The 26,497-nt window shown below is 63.2% G+C and carries 25 protein-coding genes and 1 pseudogene; 16 read left to right on the top strand and 10 right to left on the bottom strand.

What is annotated here, in order from left to right; translation table 11 throughout:
- Positions 1-11 precede the first annotated feature (11 nt).
- Entirely contained in the window at positions 12-1,205 is a 1,194-nt protein-coding gene (locus BDK61_RS02300; protein WP_049939035.1) for an inorganic phosphate transporter, read from the bottom strand.
- 157 nt (positions 1,206-1,362) lie between these two features.
- Between BDK61_RS02300 and BDK61_RS02305 the strand changes: the two genes are divergently transcribed.
- The 5 genes from BDK61_RS02305 (at position 1,363) to leuS (ending at position 9,760) form a co-directional block, all read left to right on the top strand.
- Positions 1,363-2,535 (top strand): BMP family lipoprotein, encoded by a 1,173-nt coding sequence (locus BDK61_RS02305; protein WP_121302189.1) that lies wholly within the window; start codon positions 1,363-1,365, stop codon positions 2,533-2,535.
- Between the two features lie 166 nt (positions 2,536-2,701).
- Positions 2,702-4,258: an ABC transporter ATP-binding protein gene (locus BDK61_RS02310; RefSeq protein WP_004959809.1), complete on the top strand. Its 1,557-nt coding sequence runs from the start codon at positions 2,702-2,704 to the stop codon at positions 4,256-4,258.
- Positions 4,255-5,535 carry an ABC transporter permease gene (locus tag BDK61_RS02315; protein ID WP_121302190.1) on the top strand — a complete coding sequence of 427 codons (1,281 nt, stop codon included), beginning with the start codon at positions 4,255-4,257 and terminating at the stop codon, positions 5,533-5,535. Before BDK61_RS02310 ends, BDK61_RS02315 begins: the two co-directional genes overlap by 4 nt.
- Positions 5,536-5,545: 10 nt before the next feature.
- Entirely contained in the window at positions 5,546-6,592 is a 1,047-nt protein-coding gene (locus tag BDK61_RS02320) for an ABC transporter permease (protein WP_121302191.1), read from the top strand.
- 489 nt (positions 6,593-7,081) lie between these two features.
- On the top strand, positions 7,082-9,760 hold the full coding sequence (leuS, locus tag BDK61_RS02325; RefSeq protein ID WP_121302192.1) for a leucine--tRNA ligase: 2,679 nt from the start codon (positions 7,082-7,084) through the stop codon (positions 9,758-9,760).
- Here leuS and BDK61_RS02330 read toward each other — a convergent pair whose 3' ends face one another.
- Entirely contained in the window at positions 9,761-10,210 is a 450-nt protein-coding gene (locus BDK61_RS02330) for a GIY-YIG nuclease family protein (protein WP_121302193.1), read from the bottom strand.
- Positions 10,211-10,216: 6 nt separating this feature from the next.
- Positions 10,217-10,507 carry a hypothetical protein gene (locus BDK61_RS02335; RefSeq protein ID WP_121303887.1) on the bottom strand — a complete coding sequence of 97 codons (291 nt, stop codon included), beginning with the start codon at positions 10,505-10,507 and terminating at the stop codon, positions 10,217-10,219.
- 90 nt (positions 10,508-10,597) lie between these two features.
- Here BDK61_RS02335 and BDK61_RS02340 point away from each other — a divergent pair, with 90 nt between their 5' ends.
- The 5 genes from BDK61_RS02340 to BDK61_RS02355 all read left to right on the top strand — a co-directional run bounded on the left by BDK61_RS02340 (position 10,598) and on the right by BDK61_RS02355 (position 13,743).
- Positions 10,598-11,230, top strand: coding sequence for a rhomboid family intramembrane serine protease (locus BDK61_RS02340; RefSeq protein ID WP_167467351.1), 633 nt, complete (start codon positions 10,598-10,600; stop codon positions 11,228-11,230).
- Between the two features lie 98 nt (positions 11,231-11,328).
- Positions 11,329-12,780, top strand: coding sequence for a lamin tail domain-containing protein (locus BDK61_RS02345; RefSeq protein ID WP_121302194.1), 1,452 nt, complete (start codon positions 11,329-11,331; stop codon positions 12,778-12,780).
- Complete coding sequence (locus BDK61_RS02350) at positions 12,780-13,064, top strand: DUF3006 domain-containing protein (RefSeq protein WP_007189536.1); 285 nt, start codon at positions 12,780-12,782, stop codon at positions 13,062-13,064. The genes BDK61_RS02345 and BDK61_RS02350 overlap by 1 nt, the downstream gene beginning before the upstream one ends.
- A gap of 60 nt (positions 13,065-13,124) precedes the next feature.
- Positions 13,125-13,292 carry a DUF7837 family putative zinc-binding protein gene (locus BDK61_RS23230; protein ID WP_004959785.1) on the top strand — a complete coding sequence of 56 codons (168 nt, stop codon included), beginning with the start codon at positions 13,125-13,127 and terminating at the stop codon, positions 13,290-13,292.
- Between the two features lie 145 nt (positions 13,293-13,437).
- Entirely contained in the window at positions 13,438-13,743 is a 306-nt protein-coding gene (locus tag BDK61_RS02355; RefSeq protein ID WP_007189535.1) for a hypothetical protein, read from the top strand.
- Between the two features lie 96 nt (positions 13,744-13,839).
- Here the strand turns inward: BDK61_RS02355 and BDK61_RS02360 are convergent, their stop codons facing one another.
- Both BDK61_RS02360 and BDK61_RS23235 read right to left on the bottom strand, forming a co-directional pair.
- Positions 13,840-14,577, bottom strand: a complete 738-nt coding sequence (locus BDK61_RS02360; protein ID WP_007189534.1) for a ribonuclease H-like domain-containing protein — start codon at positions 14,575-14,577, stop codon at positions 13,840-13,842.
- An 85-nt stretch (positions 14,578-14,662) separates the two neighbouring features.
- Complete coding sequence (locus tag BDK61_RS23235; protein WP_167467352.1) at positions 14,663-14,827, bottom strand: hypothetical protein; 165 nt, start codon at positions 14,825-14,827, stop codon at positions 14,663-14,665.
- Between the two features lie 147 nt (positions 14,828-14,974).
- On the opposite strand from BDK61_RS23235, the gene BDK61_RS02365 reads away from it, so the two are divergent.
- Entirely contained in the window at positions 14,975-15,349 is a 375-nt protein-coding gene (locus tag BDK61_RS02365) for a universal stress protein (RefSeq protein WP_121302195.1), read from the top strand.
- Here BDK61_RS02365 and BDK61_RS02370 read toward each other — a convergent pair.
- Genes BDK61_RS02370 through BDK61_RS02380 form a run of 3 tightly spaced genes read right to left on the bottom strand, consistent with a single transcriptional unit; the run spans position 15,346 to position 17,203 of the window.
- Positions 15,346-16,074: a ParA family protein gene (locus tag BDK61_RS02370; protein ID WP_004959778.1), complete on the bottom strand. Its 729-nt coding sequence runs from the start codon at positions 16,072-16,074 to the stop codon at positions 15,346-15,348. The genes BDK61_RS02365 and BDK61_RS02370 overlap by 4 nt on opposite strands.
- Positions 16,075-16,116: 42 nt before the next feature.
- Entirely contained in the window at positions 16,117-16,545 is a 429-nt protein-coding gene (locus BDK61_RS02375) for an HIT family protein (protein ID WP_121302196.1), read from the bottom strand.
- Between the two features lie 34 nt (positions 16,546-16,579).
- On the bottom strand, positions 16,580-17,203 hold the full coding sequence (locus BDK61_RS02380; protein WP_121302197.1) for a uracil-DNA glycosylase: 624 nt from the start codon (positions 17,201-17,203) through the stop codon (positions 16,580-16,582).
- A gap of 100 nt (positions 17,204-17,303) precedes the next feature.
- Between BDK61_RS02380 and BDK61_RS02385 the strand changes: the two genes are divergently transcribed.
- From BDK61_RS02385 to BDK61_RS02405, 5 genes and pseudogenes are all read left to right on the top strand, one after another.
- The gene (locus tag BDK61_RS02385) at positions 17,304-17,495 is read left to right on the top strand and encodes a hypothetical protein (RefSeq protein ID WP_049919134.1); all 192 of its coding nucleotides are present in this window, start codon (positions 17,304-17,306) and stop codon (positions 17,493-17,495) included.
- Positions 17,496-17,547: 52 nt separating this feature from the next.
- Positions 17,548-20,751: an isoleucine--tRNA ligase gene (gene ileS / locus BDK61_RS02390; protein ID WP_121302198.1), complete on the top strand. Its 3,204-nt coding sequence runs from the start codon at positions 17,548-17,550 to the stop codon at positions 20,749-20,751.
- A 270-nt stretch (positions 20,752-21,021) separates the two neighbouring features.
- Positions 21,022-21,915 (top strand): PAS domain-containing protein, encoded by an 894-nt coding sequence (locus BDK61_RS02395; protein WP_121302199.1) that lies wholly within the window; start codon positions 21,022-21,024, stop codon positions 21,913-21,915.
- Positions 21,916-21,933: 18 nt separating this feature from the next.
- Positions 21,934-22,784: pseudogene (locus tag BDK61_RS02400) on the top strand (IS5-like element ISHma10 family transposase).
- 43 nt (positions 22,785-22,827) lie between these two features.
- A complete protein-coding gene (locus BDK61_RS02405; RefSeq protein ID WP_121302200.1) occupies positions 22,828-23,319 on the top strand; it encodes a methyl-accepting chemotaxis protein in 492 nt (163 codons plus the stop codon).
- Between the two features lie 45 nt (positions 23,320-23,364).
- Here BDK61_RS02405 and BDK61_RS02410 read toward each other — a convergent pair whose 3' ends face one another.
- Together BDK61_RS02410 and BDK61_RS02415 are read right to left on the bottom strand one after the other, a co-directional pair.
- The gene (locus BDK61_RS02410) at positions 23,365-24,774 is read right to left on the bottom strand and encodes an SLC13 family permease (RefSeq protein WP_004959766.1); all 1,410 of its coding nucleotides are present in this window, start codon (positions 24,772-24,774) and stop codon (positions 23,365-23,367) included.
- Between the two features lie 136 nt (positions 24,775-24,910).
- On the bottom strand, positions 24,911-26,380 hold the full coding sequence (locus BDK61_RS02415) for an aldehyde dehydrogenase family protein (RefSeq protein WP_121302201.1): 1,470 nt from the start codon (positions 26,378-26,380) through the stop codon (positions 24,911-24,913).
- Positions 26,381-26,497: the final 117 nt, after the last annotated feature.

Consider the following 26,497-nt stretch of genomic DNA (forward strand, 5'->3'; position numbering starts at 1 on the left):
CCACACCCTTCTCAGACCTGGCTACCGAGCGCCGCTTCTAGCACCTGATACACGCCGAAGCCGATCACGACGCTTGTGACGAGTGTGATGAGCCAGAACCCGACAGTCACACCTATTTTCCGGCGCGAGACGCCGGCGGAGCCGCCGGCCAGGCCGCCGCCGATGACCCCGGAGATGATGATGTTGTTGAACGAGATGGGGATGCCAAGCGCGATGGCGGCCTGCGCGATGATGAAGCCGGGGACCAGCGCCGCGATGGAGCGGCGGACGCCGAGTTGCGCGTACTCACGGGAGGTCGCCTGTAGCAGGCGGGGTGCGCCCATCCACGCGCCACCGAGGATACCCACTGCGCCGAGCGCCAGCAATACGAACCCGGGCAGGCCGAGTTCGGCGCGGTAGAGGTTCTCCAGCGGGCCGGTTGCGAGGCCGACCTGACTCCCGCCGCTAGAGAAGGCGACGACGCTGCCGAGAACGACGAGAAAGGTCTTGATACCCTTATCGACGGAGGCCTGGGTCTGTCGGCGGATGTAGTAGAAGCTCCCCGCGGCGACCAGCAGCGTCGTGGCGACGGCGGCGATATCCGTGCCAGCCACCATCGCGGCAAAGCCGGCCAGCGAGCCCTGGTCGGTGCCGGCGGGCGAGGGGATGATGCTCAATTGAACGTTTGCGACGATACCCCCGACGACGCCGGCGAGCAGCGGGACCCCGACCGTTTCGGGGATGTCGTCTCGGCGCAACACCGTCGCGGTGAGATAGGCCAGGCTCCCCGACACAGGTGGGACAAGCAGCCAGAACGTCGCGATACGACGGTAGGTGTCGAACACCGGCTGTCCACCGAGCGAGAGGCCAACACCGACCATCGCGCCCGTCGTCGCGAACGCCGCCGGGACGGGGTAGCCCGAGTAGATGCCAAACGCCATGAATCCGGTCGCGGTCAACAGCCCGGCGACGGCTGCGAGCGATGTGATCGTGGCGCCGTCGATAAGGCCGGCCCCGACCGTTTCCGAAATGCTCCCGCCCTGGGTCAGTGCCCCCATCGCGGCGAGGATGCCGATCAGGAAGGCAGCGCGCATCGTCGAAATGGCGTTCGCACCGATAGCCGGGGCGAATGGGGGTGAGTTGCTGTTCGCACCGAGGGTCCAGGCTGTCACCAGACCGGTGATCGTCGCGAGGGCGACCAGCGCCCAGAAGACGACGGTCGTCACCGCCTGCTGAGCCCCGCTGGTGTCTGCCAGTTATTGCTGTGTGAACGCGACCAGACTGTCATTGCCAGCCGTTCACACCCAGTACATAAAATGTCCGCGGCGTCGGTATCGAACGGTGATCGGTCCGCCTTGCCATGATTTGTCGCCGATGTGGCTAATGTGCGACACCGAAGTCTTTAACGCCTATCGACACCGCTGGTGGGACATGTCACAGCGAAGGCGCACGTTCATCAGTAGTGTTGGTACCGCAACCGCAATCGGGTTAGCTGGCTGCCTCGGTGGCGATGGCGGCGACGGCAGCGGCGGCGACGGCGGGGACACCGACAGCGATGGCGGGGACGGTGGCGACGGCGACAGCGGTCCGGCCGCTCGCATCGGAATGGTGTATGCGACGGGTGGGCTCGGTGACGGGTCGTTCAACGACCAGGCCCAGACCGGAGCTATCCGGGCAGCAGACGAGCTCAACATCGAATACGATGAGTCGCAGCCGGAAGCGGTACAGGACTTCGGCAGCCTTCAGCAACAGTACGCACAGTCCTCGAACCCGAACTACGATCTTATCTGCTGTATCGGCTTCCTGCAGGCGGACGCCCTCACGGAGAACGCCGAACAGTACCCCGAGCAGGACTTCATGATCGTTGACTCCGTCGTTGACGCGGACAACGTCGGCTCGTACGTGTTCGGTGAGCATCAGGGCTCGTTCCTCATTGGACTGATGGCCGCGAAGCTGTCCACTCAGGACTTCTCGGCTGGAGCCGGCTCCACGCAGAGTGACTCCGCGAGTGTCGGTTTCGTCGGCGGCGTCGAGGGCGACCTCATCGGTCGCTTCGAAGCTGGCTACAAAGCCGGCGTCAAGCACGCAGAGGAGGACGTCGACGTCCAGACAGCCTATGTCGGCGACTTCAACGACCCCTCCGGCGGACAGGAGGCGGCCCTCTCGATGTACGAATCCGGCGCGGACATCGTCTACCACGCGGCCGGCAACACCGGAACCGGTGTGTTCCGGGCGGCGCAGGAGGCGGGGCGCTTCGCCGTCGGTGTCGACCGCGACCAGTCGGTCACGAAAGAGAACTTCAGCGATATCATTCTCGCGAGTATGGTCAAGCGGGTCGACAACGCTGTCTACGCCGCCATTGAGTCGACGACGAACGATAACTTCGATGGCGGCGCTGTGAACACGCTCGGCCTCGAACAGAACGGCGTCGAAGCGGTGTACGGCCAGCAGCTCGGCTCGGAAATCCCACAGAGCGTCAAAGACGAGGTCTCCGGAGTTCGTCAGAGCATCATCGACGGCGACATCAGCGTGCCGACTGACCCCGACAACGCCTGAGGCGGATTGCTGGAGCGATTTGCCGGCCCATTCCGGCCTTGCGGTCGGAACCTTCTGGACATAATATACAACAGCGCCACCGCGGCCACACACGCAGTTGCCGCAGATTTTTGCCAGACATGTGGAACCGTGAAGTTAAAACAACGGGACGGTAACGGCTCAGAGTATGGAACAGGCCGTCCACCTCGATGGAATTACAAAGCGGTTTCCGGGGGTAGTCGCGAATGACGATGTCGATCTGGCGGTCGAGAAGGGGACGGTTCACGCACTGCTCGGCGAGAACGGTGCGGGCAAAACCACCCTGATGAACGTCCTCTACGGGCTCTACCAGCCCACCGAGGGGACGGTCAACGTGCACGGCGAGACACAGCAGTTCGACTCGCCGCGCGACGCCATCGACGAAGGTGTCGGCATGATCCACCAGCACTTCATGCTGGTCGATCCGATGACCGTCACCGAGAACATCACGCTTGGGAACGAGCCCCGCAAGTGGCTTGGACTCACAGTTGACAGCGAACAGTCCCGAAAACAGGTCCGTGAACTGTCTGAGCGGTACGGGTTCGACGTGGACCCCGACGCCAGAATCGAAGATGTCGGTGTCGGCGTCCAGCAGCGCGTCGAGATTCTCAAAGCGCTCTACCGCGGCGCGGATGTTCTGATTCTGGACGAACCGACGGCAGTGCTCACACCACAGGAAGTTGAAGACCTCTTTCGCGTGCTCGAAGAGCTGACTGACCAGGGGAAGACGATTATCTTCATCACGCACAAGCTCGGCGAGGCGATGGAGGCTGCTGACGAAATCACTGTTCTGCGAGAGGGGAAAAACGTCGGGACAGTGCCGGCCGACGACATCACTCGGGAAGAACTGGCCGAGATGATGGTCGGTCGGGAGGTACTGCTGGACCTTGACCGGGACCCAGCCGAGCCAGGCCGGTCTATTCTTGAGGTTTCGGACCTCGTCGTGGAGGACGACCGGGGCGTCCGCGCGGTCGACGGGATCTCGCTTGACGTCCGGGCCGGTGAGGTGCTCGGTATCGCTGGCGTCGATGGAAACGGCCAGTCGGAACTGGTCGAGGCGATTACCGGGCTCCAGATGCCTGATGAGGGGACAATCATGTACGACGGCGTCGACCGGACCACCGACAGCCGTCGGGAGCGAATCGAGTCCGGGCTGGCCTACATCCCGGAAGACCGACAGGAGCGGGGCTTGGTGATGGACTTCGACCTCGTCGAGAACGGCCTGCTGGGGAGCCAGCACGCGGCCGACTACACCTCGAATGGACGCATCGACTGGAACCACACGCGCGACCACGCGGAGGAGATTATCGAAGAATACGACGTTCGGCCACCGGACGCCAACGCCCACGCGAAGTCCCTTTCCGGTGGGAACCAGCAGAAGTTCGTCGTCGGTCGGGAGTTCGCCCGGGACCCGCGTCTCGTCGTTGCCTCCCACCCCACTCGCGGTGTGGATGTGGGGTCGATGGAGTTCATCCACGACCAGATCAACGCGCTCCGAGAAGCGGGCCGAGCCGTGTTGCTCATCTCCTCGAACCTCGATGAGGTCCAGTCCCTTTCGGACCGCCTCGCCGTCGTCTACGAGGGTGAGATCGTCGACATCGTGGATCCAGAGCGCGTGACCGAAGAACAGCTCGGGCTGTTGATGGCCGGGCAGCAACCTGACGCCGTCCCGACCATCGCGGCGAACGGGGAGGGCCACCAATGAGCGATGGTGGCCCGTCGCAGAACGGGGACGACCCGCCGACACCGGACTCGGACGACCGGTGGTCACAGTACCGCCAGCGACTGATCAGGCTGGGCCAGACCTCAGTCGGCGAGCGGATTCTCATCGCTGTCTCGGCGCTATTGCTCTCTCTCGTCGTTGGGACGGTTATTGTCACTGCCGCGGGACTGCTGGCGACGTGTCGGTCGCCGGCCCTCACGTTCGGTTCCACGACGCTGTGTTACGACCCGTTCTACGTGTTCAACCGGCTGTTCCTCGGCGCGCTGGGCGATCCCTTCGCCGGCGGCTGGTCGCCGCTGAACGCACAGTTTGCGGCGACGCTACGCGAGACGACGATACTGGTGTTTACCGGGCTTTCGGTAGCCTTAGCGTTCCGTGCGGGCATCTTCAACATCGGGACGCAGGGCCAGCTTATCATCGGCGCACTGGCAGCCGCACTGACGGTGCTGTGGGCCGGTTCGCTGGTCTCCGGGACGATCGCGCTCGTCCTGTTTATTCCGCTCGGGTTGCTCGCTGGCGCGATCGGTGGCGGCCTCTATGGTGCGATCCCCGGCGCGCTGAAAGCTTACGCCGACGCGAACGAGGTCATTACCACTATCATGCTCAACTTCGTCGCGGTACGGGTAACGCTGTATCTCGTCCGGAACCACTTCGCCGACCCGACGAGCCAGGCGACACAGACCCCGACCCTACCCGTTGAGGGACAGTTCCCCTCGATCCTGTTTGACCCGCGGACGGACTTCTCGCTGCTCGCACTCCTGATAGCACTCGCGTTCGTCGGCAGCGTCTACTACCTGCTCGAACACACTGCCTTTGGCTATGACCTGCGGACCGCCGGTATCCAGCCCGCGGCCGCGGAGTACGGTGGCGTCGACTCTGCCCGGACCATCTTGACCTCGCTCACGCTGTCGGGCGCACTGGGCGGCATCGGCGGGGCCGTATTCGTGATGATGACCCTTGGAAAGTTCCAGACTGGGATTCCGAGCTACGGTTTCGACGGGATCACCGTCTCTATCCTCGCCGGCAACAACCCGATCGGGGCCGTCTTCGCCGCGCTGCTCTTTGGCGTCCTCAAGTCCGGCTCGAACGTGGTGGCGTTCGCGACCGACGTGCCGCCACAGCTTGTCGGCGTCCTCCGTGGACTGATCATCCTGTTCGTCGCGATGCCGGAGTTCTTCCGTATCATCGGCCGGCGGCTCGCAGCACGCGAGCCAGACAGTCCGGCCACCGCGACCGCAGGAGGTGGTGCTGATGACTAACGACAGTGCTATGGATCGACTCCGCTCGGCTTCAAGTCGGGTCCTCATCGCCGCCGCAGCGTTCCTCACACTGGCTGTGCTTGCCGGATTCGGATTCTTCGCGCCGGCGTCGACGCCCGGACAGATATTCTGGGTTCTGGCCTCGAAATCGACGCTGTCATCGACACTGCGGCTCTCGGTTCCGATCGTGCTGGCCGCGCTGGGCGGCATCTTCGCCGAGAAGAGTGGGATCATCAATATCGGGCTGGAAGGGCTGCTCATCATCTCCGCCTTCGCAGCCATCTTCGGAGCCGACGCCACCGGTTCGCTGTGGCTCGGGTTCCTCATCGGCATTGTTGCGTCGACGCTCCTCGCGGGCGTGTTCGCCGTTGTCTGCATCGAGTTCCGCGCCGATCAGATTATCGCTGGGCTGGCGGTCTGGCTCATCGCACTCGGACTTGCGCCGTTCGCCTCGCAGGTGTTCTACGGCGGGCCAAACACCAGCAGCGTCGGGACTTTCGACACAATAACCGTTCCGACGCTGGCCGAGATCCCGTTCTTCGGCGCGCTGTTTGACGCCTCGCCCGCGGTCTACATCATGTTCCTCGCCGTGGCGGCGTCGTGGTACGTCCTGAACCGAACCACGTTCGGCCGCTGGGTCCGGGCCGCCGGCGAGAACCCGAAGGCGCTTGACACCGCCGGCGTTGATGTGTCTCGCGTCCGCTACGCCGCCGTGCTCCTCTCCGGTGTCTTCTCCGGCATGGGTGGGGCCGCGTTGGCGATCAACATCGGTCAGTTCACCGGGAACGGCCCGACGATGGTCAACGGCAAGGGATTCATCGCCATCGTCGCGTATCTGTTCGGCAACTACAATCCGGTCGGCGCGCTGCTATCGACCACGCTGTTTGCCGGCCTTGACGCCGTCCAGTTGCGTCTCCAGACGGCCGATGTCATCGCCGTCCCCGATTCGCTGGTCCAGACGATTCCGTTCGTCGCCGTCATCGTCGTGCTCGCTCTGGTGGGCAAGACCCGCCTGCCGGAAGCCGCCGGTGACCACTACGAGTCCGGCGAGGAATGAGCTAGACACAACCTTCTCTGGACTTGTTTCTGCCCGCAGCTGTTGATCGAATGCGAACAGCCAGAAAGCCCCTGCCGTCTCGGCTCCCGCGACTCGCTGTCGTCCGAAAACCGGAGATTTTCGTGATCACGAGAGAGCTTCGCTCTCTCGAACGACGCTCCGGTAGGTGCTTGTGTCCTCGGGGTTCGCCGAGACGGCAGCCCCTTTCAGTCCCACCCGTGGATGGTTGCCCAAACTATGCTGGGTGGGACTGAAAGGGGCGGCTGGCTGAACGACGGCGGACGAAGCAAGGACCGCAACGCAGTGAGGACCGCAGCGAGGCCCCCGAGTTCAGCCAGGGCGAGAGCTTCGCTCTCGCGGGCAATCGGACGCTGCGCGTCCGATGACAGCCGGGGATTTCTGGCTGTACACAACCACTGTCTCACTACGACTCGCCACCTTTTCTAGCCGAACACTGATGTGCGCGGCAAGCACAGGACGAGATAGCAAATGTCGCGCCGATATGACCACGCTCGGGTTCAGGAGTACTGGCAGCAGGCCTGGGAGCGAGAGGGCGTTTTCGAATGCCCGACCGACGCTACGGACCCGACGTACGTGCTGGGAATGTTTCCCTACACCTCCGGCTCGTTGCATATGGGACACATCAGAAACTACGCCATTACCGACGCCTACGCCCGGTATCGGCGGATGGCCGGTGACGAGGTGCTTCACCCGATGGGGTGGGACGCCTTCGGCCTGCCGGCGGAGAACGCGGCCTACAAACGGGACACTGACCCCGAATCCTGGACCCGAACCTGTATCGACCAGATGAAAGACGACCTCCGGGAGATGGGCTTTGGCTACGACTGGTCCCGGGAAATCACTACCTGCGACCCCGACTACTACCAGTGGAACCAGTGGCTGTTCACCCAGTTCTACGATGAGGGGCTGGTCGACTACGGCGCGGCGACGGTGAACTGGTGTCCGGACTGTGAGACAGTGCTTGCTGACGCGCAGGTCGAAACGCCGCCGGAAGCCGATGAAGGCGAAACGACTGCTGGCACTGGCCACAGCCACACCCACGGTGGCGGTGTCTGCTGGCGCTGTGGAACGGACGTCGAGCAGCGTGACCTCGACCAGTGGTTCTTCGCCATCACCGACTACGCCGAGGAGCTGTATCACGGGCTCGACGACTTGGAGGGATGGCCCGACGGCGTTCGGGACAGTCAGCGTAACTGGATCGGTCGACAAGAAGGTGCTCGCGTCGCCTTCTCAGTCGGTCACGACGACCACGGGACCGTTGAGGCGTTCACGACGCGGCTCGACACGGTATATGGCGCGACATATCTGGCGCTGTCGCCGGGCCACGACCTCGCCCGGGCGCTGGCCGAGGCGGACGACGATGTCGCCGACTACGTGGAGTCGGTGGCGAGCACGGACGACGCCGGAATGAGCGGCGTCGAGACGGACCTCACCGCAACCCACCCGTACACCGGCGAGGAACTGCCGGTGTACGTTGCCGCGTACGTGCTTGACGACGTGGGCACGGGTGCGGTGATGGGCGTGCCGGCTCACAACGAACAGGACCACGCCTTCGCCGACGAACACGACCTGCCCGTCGAGCAGGCTGTCGAACCGGTCGACGGCAGCGGAACGGACCTGCCACACGCACCCTACACCGGCGACGGGATGCTCATGGACAGTGGCGAGTACGACGGCCTCGCCAGTTCCGCCGCCCGCGAGCGCCTGCGCGAGCACGAGGCCGCCGAGTCCGCGGTGACCTACCGCCTGCGGGACTGGCTCATCTCGCGGCAGCGCTACTGGGGGACGCCGATCCCCATCGTCCACTGCGACGACTGCGGTCACGTTCCGGTCCCCGAGGAGGACCTCCCGGTGGAACTGCCCGACTACGTCCAGACGACGGGGAACCCACTCGACGCCGCAGAGGAGTGGAAACAGACGAGCTGTCCCGACTGCGGGGCCGACGCGGTGCGGGAGACGGACACGATGGACACGTTTGTCGACTCCTCGTGGTACTTCCTCAGGTATCTCTCGCCGCACTTCGCGGACGCGCCCTTCGACCAGAAAACCGCCGACGAGTGGCTCCCGGTCGACGTGTACGTCGGCGGCGAGGAACACGCAGTGCTGCACCTCCTCTATATACGCTTTTTCACCCGCGCGCTGTCGGACATCGGCCTGCTGGACCGGGAAGAACCGGTCGAGCGACTCATCAATCAGGGGACGGTGCTTCACAGCGGCGAGAAGATGTCCAAATCGAAGGGCAACGACATCGCGCCCCACGAGTACGGGGCCGAGACGACGCGGCTGTTTGTCCTCTCGGCGGCCCACCCCTCGCAGGACTTCGAGTGGACCGTGAAGGACGTCTCCACGGCCTACGACTTCCAGCAGACGCTGTATCGCCTTGTCACGGAATACACCGACCGAACGGAGACACGGACCGAGAGCACCGACCACGACGCGTACTTAGAGCGTGAAATCGACCGGACTATCGCGGCCGTTACCGAGGAGTACGACCGCTTTCGCTTCCACCGCGTTATCGGCGAGATACAGCGCTTCGCCCGCCTACTGGGGCGCTACGCGGGCTACGACCGTCCCTACCAGTTCGCCTACAGCCGCGGCTTGCGTGTGCTCGCTGGCCTAGTTGCCCCGATCGCGCCGTTCCTCGCCGAGGAGATGTGGCAGCTGCTCGACGAGGACGGCCTCGTCGCCGAGAGCCGGTGGCCAGAACCGCTCCGTGACGTGGACGATTACCGCATCGAGCGGCAGGTCGTCCGGCGGACGCTCGACGACGTGCGCGAAATCACGGAGGTCGTCGACATCGACGAACCGAACGAGATCGAACTCGTCGTTGCCGCCGACTGGAAGTACCGCGCCTACGAAATCGCCCGCGAGTCTGACCCCGACGACGCCATCGTCGGCGAAATCATGGCCGACGAGGGTATCAAGCAGCACGGCGACACGGCCGCCGATTTCGCCGACCGGTTGGCCGACCGCGGGGCAGGGCTCGAACCGATTATCAACGGCGAGCGCGAACTCGACACGCTCCAGCAGGCCGCGTGGCTGTTCGAAGACGAGTTCGGCTGTGACGTCGTCGTCCGGCGGGCCGCACCCGACGACGACCTCGCGGCAAAAGCGCGACCGAACAAGCCCGCGATTCACATCTCCTGACTACTCTGTCGCGGCTGTTGTCTCCTCTTGAGCGGCCTCGTGGGCAGCAGTCACCGCGCCGACAAGTTTCTCCTGCTGTTCGTGGTGTATCAGGTGTGAGCGACAGTCACAGTCAGAACAGCCGAAGGCGTCGATACGGTCGAACCCCGCCGCTGTCGGTCCGTCGACCCGCTTGGCGACGGCGCATTCGATATCGGCTTCGGTCGTGACGACCCGGGCGATGGTCGTCGCCGCGTCGCCGAGTAGATAGTCGATGTGCCAGTGCCGGGTGTCGTTGTCGCCTTCGGCGACGGCGCGGTGGCGGTCGATGCGCCCGAAGCCGTCGCTGCCCAGCGCACTCCCGGTGTAGGCGTACCAGCCCGCCGGGAACTCGATTTCGCCCAGCGCGCCGACCTCGATTGGCCTGCTGGTGTCCCGTTCGAGAACCAGCGTGTAGGTTCCGCCAGGCATGTCCCCTCAGGTCCCGATATCGGGGTCAGCGGCGAGTTCGCCGAACCCGTCGATACGGAACGGCCGGGAGTCGGTGCAGTCCTCATTTTCAGCGGCGAGTTCGCCGATGACCCAGTTGAACTGGCGGTCGAACCCGTCGTAAGGCGCGTCCGCGAGCAGGTCGGTGACGCGGTCGCTCGTCAGATCCTCGTCGTACTCCTCGGCGAAGTTGGCGATGTTCTCGGCGGCCGTCTGTGCGATTTCGTCATCGGTCTCGTCTGCGAACGCCGTGGTGAGGGCGTCGGTCAGTTCGGACATACGCGACATAACGCGACGATGCCACGTATGCGTTCTGAAACGGAGGGCTGTCCGAGCGTTTCTTGTGTTGAGAGCGACAATATCGGCACAATGAAGTCGTTGCGACAAAGCCCAACCGTGGTCACGCTGGCGGTCATCGGTGCTGTGTTCCTCGCACAGCAGGCCGTCGGCGTGGTGACCGCCCCGCGGAGCCTGTTCGCCCTCTCGCCCCCGCTGTTCAGTCGTCCCTGGACACTCGTCACCAGCGTGTACGCACATGCTGGCCTGTCGCATCTCATCGCAAACGCCGTCGGAGTGGCGCTCGCCGGTGTCGTCCTCGAACGCCGGACGTCGCCGCTCCGATTCCACGCCTTCTTCCTCTCGACCGGCGCACTCGCCGGCGTCTCGCAGGTCTCGATTGCCAGCCTTGTCGGCCCGCTCGTTCCTGGGATGGTCAGCCACGTCTCCGTCCTCGGGGCCAGCGGCGCGGTGTTTGCGCTCTTTGGCTATCTGCTTGCCGCAAACCGCCTGACTGACACTGTCATCGGTGGGTTCGAACTCGCGCCGCGCGTCCAGTTGGCGCTGGCCGGCGGCGTCGCCGCGGCGATCACGCTCGCGACCGCGAACCCCGGCGTCGCGCTCATCGCACACTTCACCGGCCTTTTGTTGGGGTTCCTCGCCGGGCGCGTCCACCTGCTGCGACCGACGGACTCGCCACAGACGCCCGAGACCGCGAACTACTGACCGGCGTGCCGTCGTTCTGAGCTAGCGACGATATGCCCTGTCCCGTGGCACGTAGTTGGTAAGTGGTACCAAATAACTCGGCCACGTAGACAGACGGAATGGTACGGAGTCCCCGTGTCGAGTCCTTGGCAGTCGCGGCGCTACTGGTGCTTGCCGGCTGTGGCGGGTTCGTGGCAAACGGCGTGGACGGCGGTGCGGACCTGTCGACCCCCACGGAGACGGCGACCCCGCCGACTGCAACGCCGGACGCCGGTTCCCCGGCCGCGGCGAACGGGACGTTAGAGGTCCACTTCATCAACGTCGGCCAGTCGGTGGCGACCCTGCTGGTCAGCCCAGACAACGAGACGATGCTCATCGACTCCGGGGACTTCACCGACGACGGCGAGTACGTCCTCCAGTACCTCGACCGACAGGGCATCGACCGCATCGACCACTTCGTCGTCTCGCACAACGACGCCGACCACATCGGCGGCAATGCGGCCGTCATCAGGCACTACGAGACCGAGAAAAACGGCGTCGGTGCGGTGTACGACCCCGGTATCGCCGCGAGCACGCAGACCTACGAGCGGTACCTCGACGCCGTCGAAGCCCACAACGTGACGCTGTACGAAACGCGCGAGGGCGACCGGATTCCGTTTTCCGGCGTCGAGACGACCGTGCTCGGCCCGCCGGAGCCGTATCTGGAAAACGCGGCGCGAAACGAGAACAGCATCGTCCTCCGAATCGAGCACGGTGAGACGAGCTTTCTCTTTACCGGCGATGCGGAGGACGACCAGGAGGCGTATCTCGTCGATACCTACGGAGCGGCGCTCAGGGCCACCGTACTGAAAGCCGGCCACCACGGCAGCGCGTCAAGCACGAGCGGGCCGCTACTCGACGCCGTCGACCCCCGGACCGTGGTGGTCTCGAGCGCCTACGATTCGCAGTACGGCCATCCGAACAACGAGACGCTCCAGCGCCTTGCGGCGCGTTCGGTTCCGGCACACTGGACCGCAACCCACGGGGACACCGTCTTGACTAGCAACGGGACCGCTGTGACCGTCAGCACGCAGCGGGCAGCGCCGACCGACCCGCTGTCACTCCGCACTGGGGACCCGATTGCGCCGGGTGCGACCGAATCGGTTACGCCGCGAGCGACCTACCTGCCCCGCTCGTCTCCGCGGACTGATACACCGGGCCCAACCGTAACTGACGGGGGAACGCCCGCCGAGAACACAAGTGGCGACCTGATTATCGACCGGGTGCGCGCCGATGCGGCGGGCGACGACCGGGACAACCTCAACGACGAGTACGTCGTGTTCCGGAACGCGGGCGCGGAGCCGCTGGAAATGGGCGGCTGGACGGTCAGCGATGACGCCGACCACAGCTACACCGTCCCCGACGGATTCACTCTCGGCCCGGACGAAACCGTGACGCTGCATACCGGCAGCGGCACCGACACGGACACCGACCTTTACTGGGGGTCGGGGCGTCCGATATGGAACAACGGCGGCGACACAGTCACTGTGACCGACGCCGACAACGAGACCATACTGAAACGGAGCTACTAATGCTACCTGACGGAACCTACACCGCCGTCGTCGACCGGATCGAAGACGGGATCGCCACGCTGGAAGTGGACACCGAGGACGGACTGTCTGCCCTCGACATTGCGGCGACCGAACTGCCGACCGAGGCGCGGACGGCCGACGTGGTTCTGGAAATCACTGTTGCAGACGCGGCGCTTGTGGATGTAATCCATGAGCCCGACGAAACCGATAACCGGGCGAGCGAGACACAGCGTCGGTTCGACCGATTATCCGAGCGGCCGCCACAGGACAGCGACGACACGTAAACGTGCCGCACACTCCGTAGGAGCCTGATAACAATATGTATTGAGTGCGTAGGTCGATGCATGTGGGACAGTGACACAGAAACGGTTGACCCACCGCTCGGGCAGTGTCCTGCCTGTGACGTGACGATTCCCGCAGCGAATCTCGTCATCGCGTACGACAGGGCCGGCGACTGGCCGCGGATGCTCGCCGCGTGCCCGGATTGTGGGGACGCCGTGAATCCAGTGTAATTCCTGTCACAAAATGACAGTACCTGTGGACGTGAATACACATAGACGCGCTGGCGCGGTCGTCTATCTGTGTAGTGACCATCGATTAGGTGCGGTATACTGTTGATTCGATTAATGATACCGAGGCCAGACAGGGGGAGTGAGGGTGGGGTCATCAAGCGGTGATAGCCCTCCGCTCCCGCACCGGAGCGACGCCGACAGACTGCGACTGACAGACCTCGGTCAATACCTCGATACGCTCGTGTTTGCGGCTCGCGGGGTCTGGACCGTGACACTCGTCGGTGTCCGACCGTTTGCGTTCTGGGGTGCGGTATTGCTGCCGCTGCTGTATCTCCCGTCGCTCTACGGCATCGGTACGGGGCAGAATACGGCGCTGTTCCTCGACCTCGTTGTCTGGCACGTGGCTTCTATCGTCCTCGGCCACGGCCACACGCCGTTTTGGAGTCGATAGCTCGGTAATACTCCCGCTAACACTCCACGGCTGCCAGCCACCGCCTCCGCTCCACCTGAAACAATGGGGGTGTGGTGACGATTCTCGTCCCTAGAGTCAGCCAACAAAAATCTGCTCATCAAGCCGCTCGGTGGCGGTTTCGGCCAGCGTCTTGAGATTCACCGTATCCTCACGATTGTATGACACCAGTGTTTCGAGTGCACCGTCGCGGCCCTGCTCGTGTTCCCGCCAGAGTCGCACCGCGTCTTGGCCCGAGATGTCCGGCCGGTCCCGCTCGATACCGATGTCCTGCTCGACCTGTTTGAGCCCGCCGGAGAGTCCGATTTTCTTGCAGGTGTACATCAGGTCTAGATGCGGGCGGTCAAGGTCGACATCGAAGTTCGCTTCGAGGAAGGGCACGTCGAAGCGCTTGCCGTTGAACGTCACCAGTAAGTCCGCACCGTCGAACGCGGCCCGGAGGTTCCCGGCGGTCAGGTCGTCACCGGCGATGAGCGTCTGTGTGTCCCCGTCCTGATGGAGGCTCACCGTCGTCACCTGGTTGCGGTCCTGGTCGAGTCCGGTCGTCTCGATGTCGAAGAAGCAGGCCCGTTCACGGAAGGTCTCGTACAGCCGCCAGCGCTCGCTGCTGGGAAACGCGTGGTCAAAATAGGTAACGTCGGTCTCGGCCACCCGGTCCCGTCCCTCGTCGATGAACTGCTGGATGCGGTCGCCGCGCTGGCCGCCGACGACGGACGGTTCGAACTCGTCCCAGTGGGTGACGCCCTGCTCCCAGATGGACCGCTCGGTCTTCTCCCCGACGCCGTCGGTTCCGATGAAACTGTTCTCGACGCGCACGCTCTCGGGTACAGGTTGGGCTGTATGTAAGCCCGTCGGTGCGACTGGAGTCGTGAAGGGCCTGCAACGCGTTCGACTGGCCGGCCTATGTCCCGCACATCGAGAGGATATCGCGATACACGAACTGGTTTTCCAGCGGGACGACGACGGTGCTATCGCAGTTTGCACACGTCGATTGCGGCTGGTCGAACGTCTGCTCGCAAAACGGACAGACGAACACCGACACACCGGTTAGATGGGCGTTGGACATATCTCTCGGTGGGATACCGTGTACGAGTGTTCGTCTGCTATACGTATGCGGTGGCTACGAGCCCCTGACTATGTGTATAACACTCCCCGCTGTGCGCAGCTACTGACGAGCGAAAGCACGAAGCCGAATGGAACCCATGGACACACAATGACGACGTTTCTGCTCGCCACCAGTTCCGTCCACGTCACCGCGGCCGCCGCTGACTACCTCCAGCACCGCCTCGACCCGGCAGCCGATCACGATATCGTCGTGGTCGCGGTCCGCGACCCCGATGCTCCGTCCCGCGACGCCGGTGACGCCGTCAACGTCGCCCGCTCGCGGCTCGCAGCCTTCATGCCCGCGACGGAGACGCGAGACGGAGCGCCCGTAACGGAGATACTGGCGGCGGTTGACGAGCACGACCCGGACGAACTCCTCATCGGCCCCCACCGCGGGACCGACGACAGCGACGGCCTCGGGTCGACGGCCCGGGACCTCCTGACAAACGTCGACCGCCCCGTTATCGTCCTCCCGCTGCCCTAACGGGAGAACAGGCCGTCGTCCTCGAAGGTCAGACCGAGGTCGACATCGAGCAGGTCCTCGGCCATCGCGGCGACAGTTGGAGCGACATCCGACTCGGGGTCCGTCGCAAGTGGTCTGGGTGCGCCCGGTCCGATGTGTGGAACTGTGTGTGCCGCGTCTTCGACGGATTCACCGCCATCGCCGTGCACGCGGGTGGCGACAATGGCCGATGCCGGTGCGCCGATGTCACGGAGTCGGCCTCGTTGCCTCGGAAACAGGTCGCTGCCGCGCTGGCTGGCCGGCACTACGAGCGCCCGCCGCTGTGCGGTCGTGGCAGCGGCGACGGCCTGATTCGATGCGATCGGCGGCACGTCGAGCAGGACGTGGTCGAACCGGCCGGCTACCTCTTCGATAGCCTGTTCGAGCGCCTGTGCGCTTTCGGCTGACTTCGCTCGCGCGAGGCGCTCAAACGGCGCGTGGGCCGGACAGAGCGCGACCCGCCCGTCGGCGTCGATATCCCACTCGAACAGTGCCTCATCGACTGACGCGTCGCCGACGGCTACCGCGGTCACGTCGGCATCGAGCCGCCCGTCGACGTACGTCGCCAGCCCCTGTGTGCCGAAGGCTGCGTCGACGACAGCGACGGACCGCCCACCCCGGGCCAGTGTCGCCGCTGTCTCGACTGTCAGCCTGGTTGTTCCAGCCCCACCAGTACACCCGACGAACGCAAGCGTCGAAACCCCCATGCGTTGCTGTTGGCGTATCTTTCGGTAAAAAGATGCGGAATTTTACGCTTGCTCAGCGACGATGTCGTTCTCGATGTCGTCCAGTTCGTCGTCAGAAATGTCGGGACGGTCGTTGACCAGCACGTGAATCGGGCGGCCGCCGTCGTCCTCGAACCGCGGGATAATGTGGCCGTGGACGTGGGGGACCTCCTGACCGGCCACCTCACCGTTGTTGAACGCAACCGTGCTGGCGGGGGCGTCGACGGCCGACTCGACGGCGGGGACGAGTTCGTGCAACCTCGACATGACTGCACTCGCCACATCGGCGGGCGTGTCGTTCAGCCGCTCGTGGTGGGCCTTCGGAATGACGAGCGTGTGGCCTGGCGAGAGCGGATTGGCGTCCAGAAACGCCAGCACGGTGTCGTCCTCGTAGACGGTGCGGCCGGGGATGTCGCCGGCAACGATCTGACAGAAGATGCAGTCCTCGCTCATGGTCGTCCCTGCGTCCGGCGGTCACAAGAAGGTTCTAGGTGTCGGCGACGCGCGCGACCGTCTCGGCGATGGCGGCAACGTACTCCTCGTAGTCGTAGCCCAGCCGCGAGAGCCAGACTTCCTGATACGACGGATGGAGCAGCGGAACCACGGGGACGCCAAGCGCGTCGCTCCGACGGGAGTTGAGCACGCTGTCGAGGAAGCCGTCGAGGGTTGCGTCGTCCAGCGCCAGTACTGTCTTCGTCGCGTGTTTCCCGGTCGCCACGACCGCAGTCGGCTCGATCGCCTCGACTTCTTCGACGAGGTAGGGCCGGCAGTTCGCCAGTTCCGCATCGGTCGGGTCGCGGTTCTCCGGCGGGTGGCACTTCACGGCGTTGGTGTAGTAGCAGTCGTCGTGGCTGAACCCGGCGTCGGCGAGCAGGTCGCGGACCTTCCGGCCGGAACGCCGTGACGTGTAGGCCATCCCGGTCAGATTGCCGCCCTGCCAGTGCTCGGCCTCGGAGTCGCCCTCGGCTGGGGCCTCGCCGACTACCACGAGGTCGGCGTCCAGCGGACCGTTGCCCCACGAGATGCAGGTCCGGCTCTCGGCGAGTTCAGGGCAACGCCGACAGTCCGCTGTGAGGGTATTTCGCTCCGCTCCGTCCGGAAACGTTGGCACATCTGTGGTAAGGGCTGTGCGTGGCAAGTCGGTGGCGGTACCGACGTACTGTCTGGGCCACCACAAGACGTTTATCGCCGGTGGCCGCTCCAGCATCTGTATGCCCTCCTACGAGTACCGCACTATCGAGGTTGACAGTGATGTCATGATCGCCGGACTCGGCGGCGAGGTCACGCCGCCGATCGAGCAACTGAACGAACTCGGAGCCGAGGGGTGGCATGTCGCCGCTCCGCTCACGGACAAGACCGGCGAGACGGTCAGCTTGCTCCTTCAGCGTGAGCGCGAGCGCTGAACGGCACACATACAACCGATTGTCCTTTATTGGAGGCGGCGAATGTGCCGGTATGGAACGTTTCGCCGCTGTCGATGACCAGTACGACCCCGACGCCGTCGAGGACGGCGTCTTCGAGTACTGGGACGACGTCGACGCCTACGAGCAGACGAAGGCCCACCGGGCCGACGGCGAGGACTACTTCTTCGTTGACGGGCCGCCCTACACCTCCGGCGCGGCCCACATGGGGACGACGTGGAACAAGACCCTGAAGGACTGTTACATCCGCTACCTGCGGATGCAGGGCTACAACGTCACTGACCGGCCGGGCTATGACATGCACGGCCTCCCCATCGAGACGAAAGTCGAGGAGCGCCTCGACTTCGAGAACAAGAAAGACATCGAGCAGTTCGGCGAGGAGAACTTCATCGAGGAGTGCAAAGACTTCGCCGAGGAGCAACTCGAAGGCCTCCAGACGGACTTTCAGGACTTCGGCGTCTGGATGGACTGGGACGACCCGTACAAGACGGTCAACCCGGAGTATATGGAGGCCGCCTGGTGGGGCTTCCAGCAGGCTCACGAGCGCGACCTCGTCGAACAGGGCCAGCGCTCCATCAACCAGTGCCCGCGCTGTGAGACCGGCATCGCCAACAACGAGGTCGAGTACCACGACGTGGGCAAGCCGTCGATTTACGTGAAGTTCCCGCTGGCGGAACAGGATGGCAGTCTGGTCATCTGGACGACGACGCCCTGGACAATCGTCGCCAACACCTTCGTCGCCGCCGACGGTGACCTCGAATACGTGGGCGTCGACGCCGAGAAAGACGGCGACACCGAACGCCTCTATCTCGCTGAGGCCTGTGTCGAGGATGTACTGAAGGCCGGCCGGTACGACGACTACGAGGTCGTCGAGGAACTGTCCGGCGAGGAGATGGTCGGCTGGGCGTACGAGCACCCGCTGGCCGAGGAAGTGCCGGACCACGCCCAAGGCGAGGGCTCTGGGCAGGTGTACACCGCCGACTACGTCGAGGCCGACCGCACGGGTCTCGTCCACTCCGCGCCCGGCCACGGTGAGGAGGACTTCGAGCGCGGACAGGAACTCGACCTCGAAATCTTCTGTCCGGTCGGGAGCGACGGCGTTTACACCGACGACGCGGGCAAGTACGCCGGGACGTTCGTCCGCGACGCCAACGACGAGGTCATCGACGACCTCGACGAGAACGGCGTCCTGCTCTCCAGTGAACCTGGCCACACCGTCCGCGAAGGGCAGTGCTGGCGCTGTGACACCGACATCGTCCGTATCGTTACCGACCAGTGGTTCATCACGGTGACCGACATCAAGGACGAACTGCTTGCGAACATCGAGGACAGCGAGTGGTACCCGCAGTGGGCCCGCGATAACCGCTTCCGGGACTTCGTTGAGGACGCGCCGGACTGGAACGTCTCGCGGCAGCGCTACTGGGGCATCCCGATCCCCATCTGGCTCCCTGAAGACTGGTCCGGTGACATGGACGACGCCATCGTCGTCGGCGACCGCGAGGAACTCGCCGAGCGGGTCGACCAGGACATCGACCCCGAAAACGTCGACCTCCACAAGGGCACGGTCGACGACCTCACCATCACCGAGGACAGCACGACCTACACCCGTGTCGGCGACGTGTTCGACGTCTGGCTCGACTCCTCCGTCGCGACGTGGGGGACCGTCAACTACCCCGAGCAGACGGAGGACTTCGATGAACTGTGGCCCGCCGACCTCATCATGGAGGCCCACGACCAGACCCGCGGGTGGTTCTGGTCTCAGCTGGGCATGAGCACCGCCGCGACCGGCGAAATACCGTACAAGCAGGTGCTGATGCACGGCTACGCCAACATGCCCGACGGCCGTGGGATGTCCAAGTCCAAAGGCGTCCTCATCGACCCCCACGAAGTCATCGAGAAGCACGGCCGCGACCCGATGCGGCTGTTCCTGCTATCGGTGACTGCTCAGGGCGAGGACATGAACTTCTCCTGGGAGGAAACCGCCGAGATGCAGCGCCGGCTGAACATCCTCTGGAACGTCGCCCGGTTCCCGCTGCCGTACATGCGCGCCGATGACTTCGACCCCGAGGAAACGACGGTCGAGGACCTCCGCGACGACCTCGAACTTGCTGACGAGTGGGTGCTCTCCCGGCTCCAGAGCGTCACCGAGGCGATGACCGACTCGATGGACGATTTCGAGAACGACAAGGCGGTCGACGAACTGCTCGAGTTCGTCGTTGAGGACGTCTCTCGCTTCTACATTCAGGTCGTCCGCGAGCGGATGTGGGAGGAGGAAGACAGCGCCTCGAAGCAGGCGGCCTACGCCACCCTCTATCGCGTGCTCGAATCCGTGGCCGCGCTGTTTGCTCCGTTCACGCCGTTCGTCGCCGAGCAGGTGTACGGCGCACTCACCGGCGACGCCGGCCACCCGACGGTCCACATGTGCGACTGGCCCGAGGTCGACGCCGACCTGCACGACCCCGCACTCGAACGCGAAATCGAGGTCGTCCGCGAGGTCGAGGAGGCGGGCTCGAATGCCCGCCAGCAGGCCGAACGCAAGCTCCGCTGGCCCGTCACCCGCGTCGTCGTCGACGTGGACAGCGACGACGTGGCCGACGCCGTTCGAGCCCAAGAAGCAATCATCGCCGACCGGCTCAACGCCCGCGCCGTCGAGGTTGTCGGCGCTGACGACGAGTGGGGCGAACTCCAGTACTCCGCCGAGGCCGACATGAGCGAACTCGGCCCGGCCTTCGGCGACGACGCCGGCCGCGTCATGAACGCGCTCAACGAGGCCCGCGTCGCCGAGCAATCACTCGATACCCTCGAAGGTACAGTACGCGAGGCGCTCGGTGAGGACATCGACCTCACCGAGGAGATGGTCGCGTTCCGCCGTGAGACGCCCGAGGGCGTCACCGGAACGGAGTTCACCGCGCTGGACAGTGGCGGCGTCGTCTACGTCGACACCGCGCTCACCGAGGACATCGAGAGCGAGGGGTACGCCCGCGAGGTCATCCGCCGAATCCAGGAGATGCGCAAAGACCTCGAACTGGACATCGAGGCGCGCATTGCCGTGGATCTGGCTATCGACGACGAGCGCGTGGATTCGCTGGTCCGCGAGCACGAGGCCCTGATTAAGGAAGAGGTCCGGGCTGATGAACTCGGCGGCGTTGAGGACGGCTATCGGAAGACGTGGGACGTCGAAGGAACTGATATGGAGATTGCGATTGTAGCGGTGGCAGCTACGGAAGCGTCGGACTGACGGCCGGTAGCTGCCACTTTCGGCGAGCGATCACGCAGTATCGGTTGTGCTGTACAGCGGAGCGATCCGAATAGTTCTTGATTCAGGTCTGTACCTACACTTACTTATACAGAACGCTATACTTACTGAGAATTGGGGACACCGTCGAAGCGAAAACTGTCTACAGTAACCTGAAGTAACGGCCAGCGGGTTTTTTGAGGTTCTCATAAAATATCGTTTGTTGAAATCCCACGCCGTAATTTATGTAAATGAGTACACTATGGACAGACAGTGCAGAGTAATACGTCAGACTCAGGCGATTACACGCTTGGACCGTCAATTTCTGAAGCTGTCACGGAAGAAGAGCGGTTACGCGCGGAACGCGACCACTGGAAACACCTGTTCGATCAGCTTGTCGAACAGTTCCCGGAGCCGGCTCTCGCTGTCGATAATGACGGGCTGCTGACTCACTGGAATGACGTCCAAGCTGAATTTCACGGCGTTGATTCCGAGGTAGCGAAAGGAGAAGTCGCACACGAGATTATCGGAACCGACGACGTGACTGAAACGCTTGCTGAGGAAGTCACACGAACCGGCGAACCGGTACGGGAAACAGATGTTCGGTCCGGGACCCATGACGACGGAACGAACTGGCACGTCAGGGCAACCGCTGTCCCGCTTGTTTCACCGACCGGCGACGTCGTCGGTGCCTTCGAGTATGTAAGCCGTGTGACGGATCTCGTCGAGCAGCGGAAATCGATGCGGACGGTACAGAAGCAGGTTCAGGGCGAACTCGAAACGACGGTGACGGACCTGGAGTCGGCGGCTGAACAGGTCACGACGAACGCAGAGGAGATCGCAGACATTGCCGACGAAGAAGCAGCGCACATCGACGATGTCGATGACGAAATACAGACGCTCAGTGCGACGACTGAAGAAGTGGCCTCTAGCGTCGAAACGATCAGCACACAGGGCGAGGAAGCGGAGACGCTCGCCGAAGAGTCGGAAGATGCGACCGAAGAACTTCTAGAGACACTGAACACAGTCACCGCAGCCAGCGAGCAGATGGCGGCGGACGCGGATAGCCTCGCGTCCCGTGTCGATGAAATCGATGCGGTCGTCACGACGATCAACGACTTGGCTGAGCAGACGGCTCAATTGAATCCACAGACGGCGCCGGGATAGGTCGTTAGAATCACGGGTATGAAGCGGGAGAGTAATGTTATGCACAACACCCTCTTCCGCTTCGTGAAGCAAGTGGCTTCACTCGCTCAAAAGCTTACTGACGCTGCGCTGATGGAACTGAGGATCCAGCCGGCAACGGGTTTGCCGGCTGGAAGCACGCAGTCTTGCTCTATCTGCGCGAACACATGAGCGCGGAGTACGAGGAAATCATCGACTGGGCCGAAGAGATGGAACGTGTTCGAGCGGTATTGAACCTTCAACGCAGGGAGTTTCCCGCGCCTTCGACGCTGTGTAAGGCGTTCAAACGGGCATCGATGACTGTCTGGCGACAGCTGCTCCGCCGGTCGGCGGAGCTGCTGGACCAGAATGGTCACGCCGCAATTGATGCCACCTACTTCGACCGTCAGCAAGCATCGTCTCACTACTTGCGACGGATTGATCGTTCCGTCAAAACGATCCAGACGACGTTTCTCGTAGATACAGCTGAGGGAGCAATTCTTGACTTACACTGCAGCACGAAGTGGCCTGACGAAACCAAGATCGGCCCGAAGGTCGCCCTGCGGAACGCGGGCGACCTTCGAAGCTTGGCCGCTGACAAAGGCTATGATGACATGAGCTTCCGTGAGGAGCTTCGAAACGCCGGGATTCGTCCGCTGATCAAGCACCGTGTTTTCGCTCCTTACGATCACGCACACAACGCCCGAATAGACGACGAGCTCTATGGTCAGCGATCACAGACCGAGTCCGTCAACTCCTCAATCAAGCGCTCGCACGGCTCCGCCGTCCGAGCGCGTGACTGGTTCCGCCAGTTCCGGGAGATAACGCTCATAGCCGGCGTTTACAACGTGGAGCAGGCAATTGAACTCTGAAACGCCGAAATTCGCCGGATTCAATTGAGCCGAGCAGACAAATATGCTGGCGCTAAACGCGTCAATAGAGGCCGCTAGGGCGGGTGAAGAGGGCGATGGGTTTGCGGTCGTTGCAGATGAGGTAAAAACGCTTGCCACAGAATCGCAGGCCGAAGCAGAACGTATTGATGAGCTGGTTTCTGATATCGCGGAGATCGCGTCGCAAACCGTCGACAGTGTTCAGCAAACCACGGGGCGTATTGCTGAAATAGAACGGCAGACGCGAAACGTCTCCGAGAACCAGCAACGCATACAGTCGTCGATCTCTGACATTGCTGGCCAACTGAACCAAATCGCTGATGCGACGGACGACCAGGCCGCAAGCGCCGAGGAAATCGCCGCGGTACTGGACACGACTGTCGACGGTGTCCAACAGGTAGCCACTGAAGTTGCGGAGCTTGCAAAAGCGAACAAGCGACAGACTACACAGGTCACACAGATCCGGGAAAGCGTCGCATCTCTAGAGGAAAATCTTAGTACTGTTGTCGACGACTAGCGAGACTGTTTCTTTCGCTGTCGTTGTGACAGCGTCAGAGACCGCTCACATCAGGAGTGTGAACACGGCCACCTGTATCGGAACGAGGATCCCAAGCGTTGCGATCGAACAAATACTCGCCATTCGTGTGAGTTCCACAGAATTGACCATCCCACTGCCAAGGATAGCGACAAGGACTGCCGACTGGTACGGGAAAAAGTAGGTGTTGAGTGCGACCGCTTCCATCATTGCGATGGGAACAAGCGGAAGTCCGGCGTTTCCGGCGAACGTAACTAATACTGGCGTCAGGACGCTGGCGACCGCGAGCCCCTCCATAAGCAGGGTGAGCGCGAGCGCAGACACGACGACCGCGGCGAGCACCAGCGGGAGCGACGGGTCGGATGGAAGCACGGATAACAAGGTGGTCGCTGCGGCGTCGGTGAATCCGGTCTGCCGGAGCCCCTCGGCGATAGCGAAGATCGCACCGAGGAAAAACATGATCGAGAAATCGGCGTCGCCGACACTCTCCGGGGCGGCAACACCGATTCGCGGCATAAACGCCAGTAACACCACGACAACTGCACCGAACAGCGGATGCAAGCCGTGGACGAAGTCCGTCGCCCAGATCACGGCTCCGACTGCGAGAAAGACGAGCATACGCCGCTCGCGTGCGCTGACGGATAGCCCGTCCGCTTGTTCGGGTGTCTCAACGCGCTGCTGACTTGTTGGCCGATACAGAACGTATGCGATGCCAATAACGAGAATCGTTCGCCCGAGACTCATCGATGGCCCGAGCCACAGCAGCCACTCTCCCCACGCGATAGTTGGGCCGCCGCTGGACTCGATCAGTCCAGTGATAATGATGTTCGCTAGCGAGCCTGTGAGTATCCCTGACGCCCCGTAAAACGTGACAAACAGCGGCCCGAGAAAAATACCGACCTTCGCCCGTCGTTCGCTGAAGAGGTCGCCGAGTGACGCGAGGATCGGCGCGAGGATGAGCACGCGAACCAGCGCCGATGGAATGAGCACTGCAAGCAACAGGCTCCCGAGCGAAAGCGTGACAAGCAGGTATCGATACACCACCACAGCATCCTCTACTGCAGTTGTCGGGAGCAGATAGAGCGCCGCTCGCTCAACGAGGTCGGCGAGGCCGCTTTTCCGGGCCGCCTCGCCAATAAGAATGCCAGCGACAACTAACCACGTCGCGGGGGACTGGAACCCGGTCAGGGCCAACTCCGTGGAAAAGCTGCCACCGATGAGTCCAATACACAGCAATGCAGTAAACCACGGCTCGACAGGCGACCCGACCCACAGTGCGACACAGAACAGTGTAATCGCTAACATCCGGGTTGCGTCGGCTGAGAGCGGTGCCACCTGAAGTACGACTCCCGCGGCTATCAGTCCAACTGGCACCACCAACCATGACGCATCGATATCGCTGAACGGCAGCGATGTACCGACACTCCTCTCCGACATCGTGATCAGTTACCTCCGAGGTGTGTGCGCGTTTTAGCTTATCGATATCCCGGGTATCGGATGAGATCGGTGATAGATATCTCGGGGCAACACTGCCAAGCCGGCTTTTGAGGAATAAATCCCGCGACCAGGGCAGTCAGAAGGGGAACTCGCGTGCCTCGTGTTGCAGCGATATCCACTTCTTTTCGGTGACCTCTGCGAGGAAGTCATCGCTGTTGTACCCGCCGACGCCTGACGCGCCGGTCCCACTGAACGGGACGTGTGCCTCGTCGTTAATCGGCTGGTCGTTGACGTGGACCATTCCGGTCTCCATCCGCTGTGCGATGCGCTTGCCTGCACCAACGTCACCGGCGTGGACTGACCCGGAGAGCCCGAGTGGCGTATCGTTTGCGAGCGCGACAGCCTCGTCGACATCCGCCGCTTGAATGATCGGAACGACCGGCCCGAAGTGTTCGTTGCAGGCGGCAGCCATCTCATTTGTCACGTCTGAAAGCACCGTCGGTGCCACCACCAGCGAGTCATCGACGCCATTGAGCTCGACAACGTCGCCACCTGTTTCGAGCGTGGCACCCGCCTCGATGGTCTGCTGTATATACGTCAGTATCTCGTCACGCTGTGACTCGTCGATAATCGGCCCGACAACGACCTCGTCGTGTGCGCTCCCCGCGGGCAGGTCCGCAACGCGCGCCGTCAGCTTCTCGACGTACTCGTCGTACACGTCCGCTTCCACGATATGGCGATTGATCGAGATACACACCTGGCCCTGGTGAGTGAAGGAACCGAACAACCCGGCATCGACAGCCGCGTCGATGTCTGCGTCGGCTGTCACGATATGAGCGTTGTTGCCGCCCAGTTCCATGGCAGCCTCCGAAAGGTTCTCACCGGCTGTCGCGGCGACCCGACGACCGACTTCGCTCGACCCGGTGAACGCCACTACGTCGCTGTGCTCGTGGCCCGCCACAGCATCACCGATTTCGGAGCCCCGCCCGGTCACAATGTTCAAGACGCCGTCCGGGAACCCGACGTCTTCGAACAGACGAGCAAACAGGAGGCCGCCAGTGATCGGCGTGTTCGTCGCGGGTTTCAGTACAACCGTGTTCCCGGCGGCAATAGCCGGTGCCAGCGCCCGGACAGAGAGGTTCAGTGGGAAGTTCCACGGTGAGATTACTGTCACCACGCCCTGCGGTTCACGCTCGACGATGTGCTCCTTACCGGGGATGTTCGAGACGGCGTGTTCGCCCTTCATCCGCCGAGGCATGGTCGCGGCCTCGGCGACTTGGTCGGTTGTGAGGTCGACTGACGTGTGCCCCACTGGCGGGACCTGTCCGGCCTCGGCTGCAAGGAGCGAGACAATCTCCTCTCGGCGCTGTTCAATCGCCTGGAGCAGGTCCTGTGTCAGCTCCTCGCGGTGCGCGGGCGGCGTCTGCCTCCATTCCTCCTGAGCGCGTTCGGCCGCTTCATAGGCTGCGTCGACGTCTGCTTCGTTCCCGCGGGGAACCTGTGCAACCGTCTCCCGCGTCGATGGGTTCTCAACGGCGAGACTGTCGCCCGAGTCGGGCTCACACCAGTCTCCGTTGATATAGAGCTCCTCCCAGTTCCCCTCAATACCGTAGCGCGGTCTGCTGTCCTATGCCATGTTCCTGCACAACGCTTGCCTAGAAATCAACCTTGCGACACGTTATCAGAATTGGTACTGAGGGCTGTCTGCGACAGACACGGCTCT

Source organism: Haloarcula quadrata (assembly GCF_003634715.1).
GTDB lineage: Archaea > Halobacteriota > Halobacteria > Halobacteriales > Haloarculaceae > Haloarcula > Haloarcula marismortui.

What these genes read in the sequence shown, in the direction of transcription:
- BDK61_RS02305 (WP_121302189.1), top strand. Translation starts at nt 1,363, where the DNA reads ATGTGCGACACCGAAGTCTTTAACGCCTATCGACACCGCTGGTGGGAC.
- BDK61_RS02310 (WP_004959809.1), top strand. Translation starts at nt 2,702, where the DNA reads ATGGAACAGGCCGTCCACCTCGATGGAATTACAAAGCGGTTTCCGGGG.
- BDK61_RS02315 (WP_121302190.1), top strand. Translation starts at nt 4,255, where the DNA reads ATGAGCGATGGTGGCCCGTCGCAGAACGGGGACGACCCGCCGACACCG.
- BDK61_RS02320 (WP_121302191.1), top strand. Translation starts at nt 5,546, where the DNA reads ATGGATCGACTCCGCTCGGCTTCAAGTCGGGTCCTCATCGCCGCCGCA.
- leuS (WP_121302192.1), top strand. Translation starts at nt 7,082, where the DNA reads ATGTCGCGCCGATATGACCACGCTCGGGTTCAGGAGTACTGGCAGCAG.
- BDK61_RS02330 (WP_121302193.1), bottom strand. Translation starts at nt 10,210, where the DNA reads ATGCCTGGCGGAACCTACACGCTGGTTCTCGAACGGGACACCAGCAGG.
- BDK61_RS02335 (WP_121303887.1), bottom strand. Translation starts at nt 10,507, where the DNA reads ATGTCCGAACTGACCGACGCCCTCACCACGGCGTTCGCAGACGAGACC.
- BDK61_RS02340 (WP_167467351.1), top strand. Translation starts at nt 10,598, where the DNA reads ATGAAGTCGTTGCGACAAAGCCCAACCGTGGTCACGCTGGCGGTCATC.
- BDK61_RS02345 (WP_121302194.1), top strand. Translation starts at nt 11,329, where the DNA reads ATGGTACGGAGTCCCCGTGTCGAGTCCTTGGCAGTCGCGGCGCTACTG.
- BDK61_RS02350 (WP_007189536.1), top strand. Translation starts at nt 12,780, where the DNA reads ATGCTACCTGACGGAACCTACACCGCCGTCGTCGACCGGATCGAAGAC.
- BDK61_RS23230 (WP_004959785.1), top strand. Translation starts at nt 13,125, where the DNA reads ATGTGGGACAGTGACACAGAAACGGTTGACCCACCGCTCGGGCAGTGT.
- BDK61_RS23235 (WP_167467352.1), bottom strand. Translation starts at nt 14,827, where the DNA reads ATGTCCAACGCCCATCTAACCGGTGTGTCGGTGTTCGTCTGTCCGTTT.
- BDK61_RS02365 (WP_121302195.1), top strand. Translation starts at nt 14,975, where the DNA reads ATGACGACGTTTCTGCTCGCCACCAGTTCCGTCCACGTCACCGCGGCC.
- BDK61_RS02370 (WP_004959778.1), bottom strand. Translation starts at nt 16,074, where the DNA reads ATGGGGGTTTCGACGCTTGCGTTCGTCGGGTGTACTGGTGGGGCTGGA.
- BDK61_RS02375 (WP_121302196.1), bottom strand. Translation starts at nt 16,545, where the DNA reads ATGAGCGAGGACTGCATCTTCTGTCAGATCGTTGCCGGCGACATCCCC.
- BDK61_RS02385 (WP_049919134.1), top strand. Translation starts at nt 17,304, where the DNA reads ATGCCCTCCTACGAGTACCGCACTATCGAGGTTGACAGTGATGTCATG.
- ileS (WP_121302198.1), top strand. Translation starts at nt 17,548, where the DNA reads ATGGAACGTTTCGCCGCTGTCGATGACCAGTACGACCCCGACGCCGTC.
- BDK61_RS02405 (WP_121302200.1), top strand. Translation starts at nt 22,828, where the DNA reads ATGCTGGCGCTAAACGCGTCAATAGAGGCCGCTAGGGCGGGTGAAGAG.
- BDK61_RS02410 (WP_004959766.1), bottom strand. Translation starts at nt 24,774, where the DNA reads ATGTCGGAGAGGAGTGTCGGTACATCGCTGCCGTTCAGCGATATCGAT.